The organism is Kribbia dieselivorans NBRC 106261 (genome assembly GCF_001552435.1).
GTDB classification, from domain to species: domain Bacteria; phylum Actinomycetota; class Actinomycetes; order Actinomycetales; family Dermatophilaceae; genus Kribbia; species Kribbia dieselivorans.
Genome location: NZ_BCRE01000075.1, coordinates 1 through 11,604 on the forward strand (window position 1 = coordinate 1; position 11,604 = coordinate 11,604).

Genomic DNA, 11,604 nt, shown 5'->3' on the forward strand with positions numbered 1-11,604 from the left:
TCGAGGTGCCCTCGCTCGACGCCGACATCTCGGTCCCGAGCGTCATGACGCTGGCCGGGCTCGGCCACCGACACTGCGTCGGGGTGCTGGCCCTGACCGACGACGACCACGCCAACCTGTCGATGGTGATGACCTCCAAACTGCTCCGCCCGGAGCTGCCCGTCATCGCCCGGTGCGGCGACCGCACGGTCGAGGAACACATGCGCGACTTCGCCGCCGACGCCGTCGTCAACCCGCACGATCGCTACGGCGGCTACCTCGTGCTCAGCCTGCTGCGGCCACACACCTATCAGTTGGTGACGTGGCTCATGAGCCCGCTCGGATCACCGGTGCCCGAGGTGCATGAGCAGACGGCCAGTGGGCGTTGGGTCATCGCCGGCACCGGCGAGTTCGCCGATGAGGTCGCCCGTGACCTCACCACCGGCGGGGTCGATGTGACCCAGGTCGATCCGGCCGACGGAGTCCCCGACGTGACGGGTGCCGAGGGGTTCATCGCCGGCACGCCCACGGACACGTACAACCTCGCCATGGCCGAGCACGCCCGCCTGCAGGAGCCGGACATCTACCTGGCGGTGCGCCAGCAGCACCCGTCCACCGGCCCGCTGGCCCAGGCCCTCGATATCGACTCCGTCTTCGTGGCCACCGACGTCGTCGCGAGGGAGAGCCTCGCCCGCCTCATCGCCCCGATGTTCCGCACCTTCGTCGACCATGCCGTCACCGAGGACGACACGTGGGCGCGCGACCTCTGCGACCGGATCGTGGGCACCTGCGGAGCCGGCACTCCGATGCGTGACGGGATCACCATCGATGCCGCCCACTCGCCGGCCGTCGCCCGGTGGCTCACGAGCCATGAGTTGACGCTGGGCGACCTGCTCCGCGACCCCGCCGACCGCGAGGACCGCCTTGCCGCCGTTGCCCTGATGATCGCGCGGGTCGATGGCATCATCTACGCGCCGAGCGACGACGAGGTCCTCCACCTCGGGGACCAGATCCTGCTGGCCGGCTCCGCCGGGGCCTTCTTCGACCTCGGGTCCACGCGGCACTACGACGCGGCCGTGCACTACGTCGTCACGGGTGAGCGACTCCCACAGACCTGGGTCGGTCGCCTGGTCGGTCAGGCCGTGGGGGAGCGTCGTTCACGCCTTCAGTGACGTCAGGACCAGATCCAGTTCTGCCTCGATGTACTCGTCGATCGTGACCTTGTCGGCCAGATCCCAGTGCTTGAGCGCCCAACCGTGCGCGATGATCTTGAGGTTGTGGGCGACGAGGAAGGGGGAGACCTCCCGGAACAGTCCTTGGGCAATCCCCTCCGAGACGGCGTCGCGGAACGGGATCAACGTCTCGTCCTCGAGGCGCAGAAGCTCCCGGCGACCCTCACTGGTCAGGGTTTGCGACTCGCGGTAGGCGAGCAGGGTGCCCTTGCGCTTGCGGTCGATGGTGCGGCAGAAGCTGTCGAAACCGGCCCGGATCCGCGCTTCGGGATCGCTGCCCGCGGCGTCCATGGCCGCCGGCACCAGGACCTGGAAGTCCTCGAGGATGTCGATGATGACGCGCTGCAGCAGGTCGTGCTTGTTGCCGAAGTACTGGTAAATCAGGCCCACACTCACCCCGGCCTCGGCGGCCACGGCCTGCATCGACATCTCGTGGTACCCGGTGCGGTACATGATCTGCGCGGCCGCCGACAGGATCTGGGCGCGTCGGCGCTGGATCCGCCGGTTCTTGGACCGCTCGCGGCGCTCGGCGCGCACGGCGTCATCGGCATCGGGCTCGCTGTCGGGCTCGGCTGATGGCCTGAGGTCCAGGTCGCTCGAGTCCTCAACCTGGTCGTCCGAATCCTCAAACAGCTCGTCGAACTGGTCGTGGGCCGGGACCTTCGCCGGCGGATCGGTGGGGGCGATGGCCATGGGGCCACTCCTTCCTGGTCGATGTTCCACGGATCGTCGGTGTTCCACGGATTGTCAAAGTTCCACGGAGCGTCGATGTTCCCTGGAGCGCCACTGTTCCACGGAGGATCGAAGTTCCACGAATCCCTTGACATCACCCTACGCTGTGAACCACTATTCAGTGAATAACAATTCAATGGACAGGGGTTCATGCGCAGACGCAGCGGACCCAACCGCAGGTGAGCCACCCCCCTGGCCCACACGATCGCTCCACGACGAGCGCACCACGCCCAGCGTTACAGGTCACCCCACTCACAGGAGAGAGAAAATGACGAACTTCGAGGACATCATCTACACCGTCGACAACGGCGGCGCGTACATCACGATCAACCGCCCGGAGCGCTACAACGCCTTCCGCGGCAAGACGATCGACGAGCTCGTCAAGGCCTTCCGCCTCGCCTGGGCCGACAAGGCCGTTCGCGCGGTGGTGCTCACGGGCGCCGGCGAGAAGGCCTTCTGCACCGGCGGTGACGTCAAGCAGCGCGCCGAGACGGGTGACTACGGCCCGACCGAGAACGGCATGTTCGAGCTCGGCTACCTCCAGAAGCTCATCCGCGACATCCCCAAGCCGGTCATCGCCGCCGTCAACGGTGTCGCGATCGGTGGCGGCCACGTCTTCCAGGTCATGTGTGACGTCTCCATCGCCAGCGAGACCGCCCGCTTCGGCCAGGCCGGCCCGCGCGTGGGTTCCTTCGACGCCGGCTTCGGCACCGCCTACCTCGCCCGCGTCGTCGGTGAGAAGAAGGCCCGTGAGATCTGGTTCTTCTGTCGCCAGTACTCCGCGCAGGAGGCCCTGGAGATGAACCTCGTCAACAAGGTCGTCCCGGCCGACCAGCTCATGACCGAGGCCCGCGCCTGGGTTGCCGAGATCAACGCCCTGAGCCCGACCGCGATCAAGTTCATCAAGCAGTCCTTCAACGCCGACACCGACCACCAGGCCGGCTTCTCCAACATGGCCATGACCGCGCTGGACTCCTTCGCCACCTCCGACGAGGGCATGGAGGGCGCCAAGGCCTTCGCGGAGAAGCGCACGCCGGACTTTGCGCCGCACGTCAACTGGCACTGATCGGGCAACTGGCACTGATCGGCCCCAGGCCTGCGCACGGCGCTCCGCGCCCACGACCAACTGACACCCGAGGGGACAGGAAGACCAATGCACTACGGGTTTGACGAGGACCAAGAGGCCTATCGCCAAGAGGTGGCGCGGTTCGCCGAGAAGGTACTGGCGCCGCACTACCAGTCCGACGACAAGGCTGCGGTGTTCCGTCCGCAGCTCGCCAAGGACATGGCCGGCATGGGCCTGATGGGTCTGCGGATCCCTGAGGAGTACGGCGGTCAGGAGGCCACCGCACTCATCGCCGGAATCGCGGCCGAGGAGGTGGGTCGCCAGGACTTCAACGCGACCTACCTCATCATCAACACGGCGCTCATCAGCGACGTCATCGTGCGCAACGCGACCGATGCCCAGAAGGCCGCGTGGCTGCCGGGCATCGCCGCGGGTGACACCATTCCGTGCATCCTCATCACGGAGCCCGGTCACGGCACCGATGCGGCGGCGATGGAGCTCAAGGCCGTCGAGACCGAGGACGGGTGGACCCTCCACGGCGAGAAGACCTCGATCACCCTGGGCGTGCCGGCCAACCGCGGCGTCGTGCTGGCCCGCACCGGCGGCGAGGGTGCGCGCGGCATCAGCGCGTTCTGGGTCGACCTGACCGACTCGACAATTACCAAGTCGGCCTTCGACGACCTGGGTGCCCGTTCGATCGGTCGTGCCTCGATCCACTTCGACGGCACCAAGGTGGCCAAGGACGCCATGATCGGCCAGCCCGGCGGCGGCTTCATCTCCGTCATGCAGGGCTTCGACTACTCCCGCGCCATCATCGGGCTCGCCTGCCTCGGTGCCGCGCAGCAGTCGCTCGACGAGGCCATGCAGTGGGCCCGTGACCGTGAGGCCTTCGGTCAGCCGATCGGCAAGTTCCAGGGAGTCTCGTTCCCGCTGGCCGAGCACGCGACGTACGTTCGCGGCGCTCGCCACGTGTGCTACGAGGCGCTCTGGCGCAAGGACGAGGACATCGAGCACAGCGCCGAGGCCGCCATGGCCAAGTTCTGGGCGCCGAAGCTGTCCGCCGAGGTCATCCACCGTTGCCTGCTCACCTTGGGCCACGTGGGTTACTCCTCCGAGGCCAAGATGGCGCAGCGTCTGCGCGACGTCATCGGTCTGGAGATCGGTGACGGCACCGAGCAGGTCTCCAAGCTCGTCATCTCGCGCCACCTCCTCGGGCGCCAGTACGCGCCGTGATGTGACACGTGGCGGCGTGATGTGACGCGTGGCCGCGCCAATGACGGCGCGGCCACGCCGCACTGCCACACGCCCCAGCACCACCTGAGCTCCACCCCAGCACCACCCCAGCACCACCCCTCAACCCACCGACTGCTCACGCGAACTCTTCGCAGAACTCTTCACGCAGAACTCTTCACGCAGAAAGGGACCATGAACATGGGACGCCTCCAGGACAAGATCGTCATCGTCACCGGCGCCGGTAGCGGCATCGGCAAGGCCATCGCCCTCAAGGCCGGCGCCGAGGGTGCCACGGTCATCGTCACCGACCTCAACGCCGACTCCGCCAAGGCCGTCGCCACCGAGATCGGTCAGAGCGCCGAGGCCCACGCCGTCGACGTCACCGACGCCACCTCGGTCAACGCCATGGTCGCCGCGGTCAAGGAGACCCACGGCCGCATCGACGTGCTCGTCAACAACGCCGGCTGGGACAAGGCCATGCCCTTCCTCGAGACCGAGCCCGACTTCTGGCAGCAGGTCATCTCGATCAACTACGTCGGCGTGCTCAACACGAGCAAGGCCGTCCTGCCGATCATGGTCGAGCAGAAGTACGGCCACGTGGTCAACCTCGCCTCGGACGCCGGCCGCGTCGGTTCCTCCGGCGAGTCCGTGTACGCCGGTGCCAAGGGTGCCGTCATCGCCTTCAGCAAGTCGGCGGCGCGCGAGGTGGCCCGCAACGGCATCAACGTCAACGTCGTGTGCCCCGGCCCGACCGACACCCCGCTGTTCGCCTCCATGGGCGGCGAGAACCCCAAGCTGCGTGAGGGCCTGACCCGCGCCATCCCGATGAAGCGCCTCGCCCAGCCCGAGGACATCGCCAACGCGGTGGCCTTCTTCGCCTCCGACGAGGCCTCCTTCATGACCGGCCAGACCGTCAGCGTCAGCGGCGGCCTGGTGATGAGCTGACCGAACAGCTCTTCTTCGACAGGCCGAACACCTCTACTTCGACAGACCGACAAGGAACAACGATGTCCTTCGAGACGATCCTCGAGCAGAGCACCATCGACGACTTCACCGCCCAAGGGCTGTGGCAGAACCGCGTGCTGACCGACCTCCTCGACGAGGCGGCGGCCCGCACACCGGACAGGCGCGCGGTCACCGACTCGCGCGGGCACATCACCTATGCCGAGCTGAAGGCCAAGAGCGACCGCGTCGCGCTCGGCCTGCTGGAGAACGGCATTCGCCCCGGCGATGTCATCTCCTTCCAGCTGCCCAACTGGATCGAGTTCGTGATCCTGCACATGGCATGCACGCGGATCGGCGCGGTCAACAACCCGCTCATCCCGATCTACCGAGAGCGTGAGATCGGCTACATGGTCGGCCTCGCGGAGAGCAAGTGGCTGGTCGTGCCGAGCGAATTCCGCAAGTTCGACTACGTCGCCATGGCGGAGTCGCTGCGTGGTGACTGGCCCTCGCTGGAGCGCCTGCTCGTCGTCGACGCGAAGGAGGGGCAGGACTCCTGGGAGGAGTTCGTCAACACCCCGTGGGAGGAGCGTCGTGACCCGGCCGAGTTGGCCGCGCTGCGCCCCGACCCCAACGACGTCACCCTGCTGATGTTCACCTCGGGCACCACCGGCGAGCCGAAGGGTGTCATGCACACGCACAACACCCTGATCGCCGCCAACGCCGGGATCCCGGACCGCATGGGTCTGAACGAGGAGTCGGTCATTCACATGGCCTCCACGTTCGCCCACCTGACCGGGTTCCTGTTCGGTGTCCGGCTGGCGATCCAGAACGGCCTGCACCTGGTGGCGCAGGACGTCTGGAACGCCCAGGAGTTCCTCGGGCTGGTGCAGGAGCACAAGATCAGCTACACCTCCGGTGCCACGCCGTTCCTGCACGACCTGCTCAGCAACCTCCCGGAGGACACCACCGGCCTGCAGTCGCTCGTGCGCTTCTGCTGCATGGGTGCGCCCATCCCGCGCACCTACGTCCGCGAGGGCGCACAGAAGCTGCCGGGTATGGCCATCCTCGGCGGGTGGGGGCAGACGGAGAACGGCCTCATCACCATCTGTGCTCCCGGTGACCCGGAGGAGAAGGTCACCTCGACCGACGGCTTCCCGTACCCCGGCATGGAGGTGCGCACGGTCGACATTGAGAACAACCTGGTCGCGCCGGGCACCGAGGGTCGACTGCAGGCCCGCGGCGCGTTCATGTTCGTCGGCTACCTGCGCCGTCTGGAGATGACCCGCGAACTGTTCACCGAGGACGGCTGGTTCGACACCGGCGACCTCGCGATCATGGACGAGGACGGCTACATCTCGATCTCCGGTCGGACCAAGGACATCATCGTCCGCGGTGGCGAGAACATCCCGGTTGCGTACGTCGAGAACGTCCTGTACGAGAACCCGGACTTCCGTTCGGTCGCGGTCATCGGTATCCCCGACCCGCGTCTGCAGGAGCGCGCCTGCGCCTGCCTCGTGATGCAGGACGGCGTCGAGCCCTACGACCTGGCGAAGTTGCGCGAGTACCTGTCCGCCAAGGGCGTCGCGAAGCAGTACTGGCCGGAAGAGGTACTCGTCATGGACGTCTTCCCGACCACCCCGTCGGGCAAGATCCAGAAGTTCCACCTGCGTGAGTCGGCCGTGAAGGAACTCGCGTGACCACACCGGAGGGTCTGGAGAACCTCGAGACGCTGCTGGTCGACGTCGCGGACGGCGTTGCGCTCATCACGGTCAACCGGCCGGACGTGCGCAACGCCCTCTCGGAAGCCGTGCTCGCGGATCTGCGGACCGCGCTCACGGCGCTCCGGGGCGACGACACCGTTGGTGCCGTGGTCTTCACGGGGTCGGGGGAGAAGGCGTTCATCGCCGGCGCCGACATCGCCGAAGTGCGCACCTACGACCTCACCACCGGTCTGACCGGTGAGATGCAGCGCACGATGGATCTCATCGAGTCCTTCGAGAAGCCGACGATCGCCGCGATCAACGGCTTCGCCCTCGGCGGCGGCTGCGAACTGGCCATGGCCTGTGACCTCCGGATCGCGTCGGACAACGCCCGTTTCGGGTTGCCCGAGGCGAACCTGGCCGTGCTGCCCGGCGCGGGTGGCACGCAGCGGATGACGCGATTGATCGGGGTGGGTCGCACGCTCGACCTCATCCTCACCGGCCGCCTGGTCGGTGCGGCCCAGGCCGAGCAGTACGGGCTGGTCACCGAGGTCGTCGAGCCCGACGCGCTCCTGCCGCGCGCCCGTGAACTGGCCATGACGATCATGGCGAAGGGTCCGCTCGCGGTCCGGCTGGCCAAGCTCGTCGTCCGTGCCGGCTTCGACGCCGCGCAGCCGACCGGCCAGGTCATCGAACTGCTCGCGCAGACGGTGCTCTACGGCACGGCCGACAAGGCCGAGGGGACCGAGGCGTTCCTGGGCAAGCGCACGGCGGAGTTTCAGGGCCACTGAGGATGAGGGACCGGCTGAGTCGAGGTCGTGGAGGGCGTTGGTGCGCCCTCTACGACCTCGACCCCGTCGGGGTGTGGCCGTCGGCGCTCGCGTGAACCGGGCGCGGTGTGTTCTCCTTGCAGTATCAGTCGCAAGGAGAGTCATGACGCACGCCGCGCCGGCATCACAGCCCATCGACGAGGCTCCGAACGGTTTCGACGAGTTCGGCGGCCCGATCGGGGTCGGGTCGAGCCGTACCGTGCGGGCCGCCTGGGCGCCGACGACCGTGGCCGCCGCACGCCGGGCCATCGCCGCCGACCTGCAGGGGCGTGGGGTCTCCGCGACGATCATCGACGAGGCCCAACTCGTGATCTCCGAACTGGTCACCAACGCCCTGCGCCACGCCACGCCCCTGGCCGACGACAGCGTGCGGCTGAAGTGGAAGGCGAAGGGGGACATCGTCGAGATCGAGGTCTCCGACGGCGGATCGCAGCAGAGCAGCCCCAAGCCGCTCAAGCAACAGGTGTGGGCCCCCAACGGTCGCGGCCTGCGGATCGTGCGGTCAGTGGCGCACGAGTGGGGTGTCCAGGAAACCGACAAGGGCACCACCGTGTGGGCCTGCCTGGGCGGTCCATCCCGTCGCCGCGTCAACTCCTGACCCACGAGTGGCCAACCCGCCCGCCCGGGTGTACGGCGCTCCCGGTTGCGCAGACTAGGGTTTGCCAGCATGGGTAAGGCATCTCGACGCAAGAAGCAGGGCGACGCCCCACGGCGGATCAAGACGGGGCCGGTGCCGTTCGTGCGACGGCCCTTCGACGGGCTGCCCGGTGAGACCGACTGGGTCGCGCTCCACGAGATCCTCCCGGCCGCCAGCGCCGTGGTCACCCTCGACGACGCCGCCGTGCGCGGCTCCGGTGAGGTGCCCGACGACGCCGACGTGCCGGCCACGGTGACCGTCGCGTCCGTGCTCCCCATGTCGATGGCCGGTCTGCGGCGCCAGGACGGGTCTATCACGGTCGGAGCGCAGTCCGGCTCGCGCAGCGGTGACGCCAGCCGCGACTTGGCGGCGACCATCCTCGCCACGCTGACGCTCGACCCGGGCGAGCCGCTCATGGCGGCGCCGAGCCCGACCGAGCAGACCCCCCGCCTCCAGGACCTCCTCGACACCGACGGCCCCCTCGAGGTCACTGTCCACGAGGGCTTCGACTTCTGGGCCGATGGCGCCGAACTCGAGGGCGAGGCCGCCGAGTCGATGGAGCGGGCCAACGAGGTCATCGTGCCGACCGTGGCCGTGCCCGGCGTGACGTCGGCGTACTGGTGCCGCATCGGCGCCCGCACGTACATCCGGCTCGTGCTCGGCGACGACGAGGACGCCGCCACCAACGCCCTGGCCCGCCTGCACGCGGCCGGCACCGACGCGCTCGGCGAGAACTCCACGCTCCTGGGTGCCTTCCGCTCCGCCGGCCTTCTCGTGCCGGTCATCGAGGTCGACCCCCAGGCCGAGCCCGAGTCGTTCGCCGCGCCGCTGGCCGACCTTCTCGAGCGCTACCGGGACGCCTTGGCGACGACCGATCCGCTCAACGCCGAGGAGCGCCGTGCCAAGTCCGGGCTGCTCAGCCGCCAGATGACCCTGCGCTGACCCGACGTGGACCGCTCCCTGTCCTCCTACGCCGCGCAACGGTGGCGTTCGTGGGTGCTCGGCGTCATCGTGCTCGTCGCGGCGGCGTTCCCGGCCATCTACATCTACATGTGGCACTGGCCGGCCGATCAGTGGCAGGTCGACGTCGAGGTCTACCGCGAGGCCGGCCGCTCGGTGCTCATGGGCCGCCCGATCTACGAGTACCTGACCGAGCCACCGCAGCTGCTGCCGTTCACGTATCCGCCGTTCGCGGCGCTGCTGGCGATCCCGCTGGCGTGGCTGCCGTTCGGGGTCGTCGGGTGGCTGTGGTTCTGGGCGCAGGTGCTCGCCACCGCCGGCATCGTCTGGTACGCCGCCTACCGGATCATCCACCGCAACCGCCGCTGGCGCTTTCTGACGGTGGCCCTGCTCACCGCTCCGATGCTGTGGATCCAACCGGTCGACGAGGGACTGCGCTTCGGTCAGGTCAACGCGTTCATCGTCCTCGCCTGCCTGATGGACCTGCGCGCCCCGCGCCCGCGCGTGCTCAGACACGTGCCCGCCGGCGTGCTCGTCGGTCTGGCCATGGCGATCAAGCTGACCCCGGGCGTCTTCCTCATCCACTACGCGATCAACCGCCGTTGGCGTGAACTCTTCACCGCCATCGGCACCGCCGTCGCGGTCACGCTGGGGACCCTGGCGATCCTGCCGTCGGCGTCGATCGCGTTCTGGGGCGGCGCGATGTCCGACCCGACCAGGCTGGGCCCGAACGCCGGGCCGTCGAACCAGTCGATCCGCGGCGTGTTGCTGCGGCTGACGCCCGAGGGCACCCTGCAGGACCTCCTGTGGGTCATCCTCGTCATCATCATCGGCGTGTACGGCTTCGGGCTCGCGCGCCGCGCCTGGCTCAACGGTGACACCATCACCGAGGTCGCGGCGGTGGGCCTGATGGCCTGCATGCTCTCGCCGGTGGCGTGGGTGCACCACTACCACTGGATGGTCGTCGCGTTCTTCGCCCTGCTCGGCCCCCACCCCCGCCGCGACCGCGCCCGCCTGATCGCGGCGGCCGCGTTGACGATCTGGTTCTGGCTGCGGCTGCCGTGGTGGGGCAGCGCCCTGCTCAACGACGCCTGGCCACTGCGGATCATCGGGCACATCCTGACGAACGGCTTCTTCCTCGGTGGGCTGGCGACGTTCGTGCTGATGCGGTGGGCGTTCACCCGCTCTCACCTCGACCAGCGGCAACTCGACCGCGTCGGCAGCCCGGACGGCGCTCCCGCACCACACCCCTCGGAAACCAGATGACCTTGGAGACCCGATGACCTTGGAGACCCGATGACCTTGGAGACCCGATGACCTTGGAGACCCGATGAGCCAGAACCTCACCAGCCACGCCGAAGCCGCCGGCGGGCGCATCCCCCGCGCCGGGTTCCTCGGCCCCGAGGGCACCTTCACGCACATGGCCCTGCAGGCCTGGCGCGACGCTCCGCCGGAGTTCGAGGCCGTCCCCTTCGGGTCCGTCGACGCCGCCCTCCGCGCGCTGCGAGAGGGCGACCTCGACGGGGCGATGGTGCCGATCGAGAACTCCGTCGAGGGTGGTGTCTCGGCGACCCTCGACGCCCTCTCGAACGGCGATCCGCTCGAGATCATCGGTGAGGTGCTCGTGCCGGTCACCTTCGTCATCGCCGTGCGCCCCGGAGTCGCGCTCGCGGACGTGACCCGGATCGGCACCCACTCGCATGCCTGGGCGCAGGTACGCCGCTGGGTCGGTGAACACCTGCCCAACGCCGCCTACGTGCCGACCCTGTCGACCGCGGCCGCGGCCGCCGATCTCGCCGCCGACCTCGACGAGGATGCCGGCTACGACGCCGCCATCTGCGCCCGCGGCGCGGCCGAGGTCCACGGGCTGGACATCCTCGCCGAGGACATCGGCGACAACAGCGCCGCCGTGACCCGATTCGTCGCGGTGACGACCCCCGGCCGCGTGCCGCCGCCGACCGGCTCGGACAAGACGACCTTCGTGCTCTTCCAGCACCTCGACAAGCCGGGCGGACTCATGGGTCTGCTCGAGCAGATCGCCGTTCGCGGCATCAACATGACGCGGCTCGAATCACGCCCGACGAAGGAGAGCATGGGGTCGTACTGCTTCTCCATCGACGTCGAGGGTCACATCTCCGACGCGCGCATCGGAGAAGCGCTCATGGGGCTGCAGCGGGTGTGCTCGGAGGTGCGATTCCTCGGCTCCTACCCGCGGGCCGACGGCGGGGCGGCGCAGGTGCCGCCGTTCGCCAGCGACCAGGCCCACCGCGAGGCTCAGGCGTGGCTCGCC

General features: G+C 68.6%; 11 protein-coding genes. 10 read left to right on the forward strand and 1 reads right to left on the reverse strand.

Annotated features, from left to right (window positions below; all coding sequences use genetic code 11):
- Positions 1–1,151, forward strand: a 1,151-nt coding sequence (locus KD1_RS07350; RefSeq protein ID WP_068399773.1) for an NAD-binding protein, incomplete at its 5' end; no start/stop codon positions are given.
- On the opposite strand, the gene KD1_RS07355 is transcribed toward KD1_RS07350, so the two are convergent.
- The gene (locus KD1_RS07355) at positions 1,137–1,904 is read right to left on the reverse strand and encodes a TetR/AcrR family transcriptional regulator (RefSeq protein WP_083542236.1); all 768 of its coding nucleotides are present in this window, start codon (positions 1,902–1,904) and stop codon (positions 1,137–1,139) included. The genes KD1_RS07350 and KD1_RS07355 overlap by 15 nt on opposite strands.
- Positions 1,905–2,211: 307 nt before the next feature.
- On the opposite strand from KD1_RS07355, the gene KD1_RS07360 reads away from it, so the two are divergent.
- The 9 genes from KD1_RS07360 to pheA form a co-directional block, all read left to right on the forward strand.
- The gene (locus KD1_RS07360; protein ID WP_068399777.1) at positions 2,212–3,009 is read left to right on the forward strand and encodes an enoyl-CoA hydratase-related protein; all 798 of its coding nucleotides are present in this window, start codon (positions 2,212–2,214) and stop codon (positions 3,007–3,009) included.
- 87 nt (positions 3,010–3,096) lie between these two features.
- Positions 3,097–4,242, forward strand: coding sequence for an acyl-CoA dehydrogenase family protein (locus KD1_RS07365; protein WP_068399780.1), 1,146 nt, complete (start codon positions 3,097–3,099; stop codon positions 4,240–4,242).
- A 198-nt stretch (positions 4,243–4,440) separates the two neighbouring features.
- A complete protein-coding gene (locus KD1_RS07370; RefSeq protein WP_068399783.1) occupies positions 4,441–5,187 on the forward strand; it encodes an SDR family NAD(P)-dependent oxidoreductase in 747 nt (248 codons plus the stop codon).
- A 62-nt stretch (positions 5,188–5,249) separates the two neighbouring features.
- Positions 5,250–6,884, forward strand: coding sequence for an AMP-binding protein (locus KD1_RS07375; RefSeq protein ID WP_068399787.1), 1,635 nt, complete (start codon positions 5,250–5,252; stop codon positions 6,882–6,884).
- Complete coding sequence (locus KD1_RS07380) at positions 6,881–7,678, forward strand: enoyl-CoA hydratase/isomerase family protein (protein ID WP_245627316.1); 798 nt, start codon at positions 6,881–6,883, stop codon at positions 7,676–7,678. Before KD1_RS07375 ends, KD1_RS07380 begins: the two co-directional genes overlap by 4 nt.
- Before the next feature lie 142 nt (positions 7,679–7,820).
- On the forward strand, positions 7,821–8,315 hold the full coding sequence (locus KD1_RS07385; RefSeq protein ID WP_083542238.1) for an ATP-binding protein: 495 nt from the start codon (positions 7,821–7,823) through the stop codon (positions 8,313–8,315).
- Between the two features lie 69 nt (positions 8,316–8,384).
- Entirely contained in the window at positions 8,385–9,296 is a 912-nt protein-coding gene (locus KD1_RS07390; protein ID WP_068399790.1) for a DUF5926 family protein, read from the forward strand.
- Positions 9,297–9,302: 6 nt separating this feature from the next.
- Positions 9,303–10,580: a glycosyltransferase 87 family protein gene (locus KD1_RS07395; protein WP_068399793.1), complete on the forward strand. Its 1,278-nt coding sequence runs from the start codon at positions 9,303–9,305 to the stop codon at positions 10,578–10,580.
- Between the two features lie 64 nt (positions 10,581–10,644).
- The coding region (pheA, locus tag KD1_RS07400; protein ID WP_068399796.1) for a prephenate dehydratase at positions 10,645–11,604 on the forward strand (960 nt) is incomplete at its 3' end.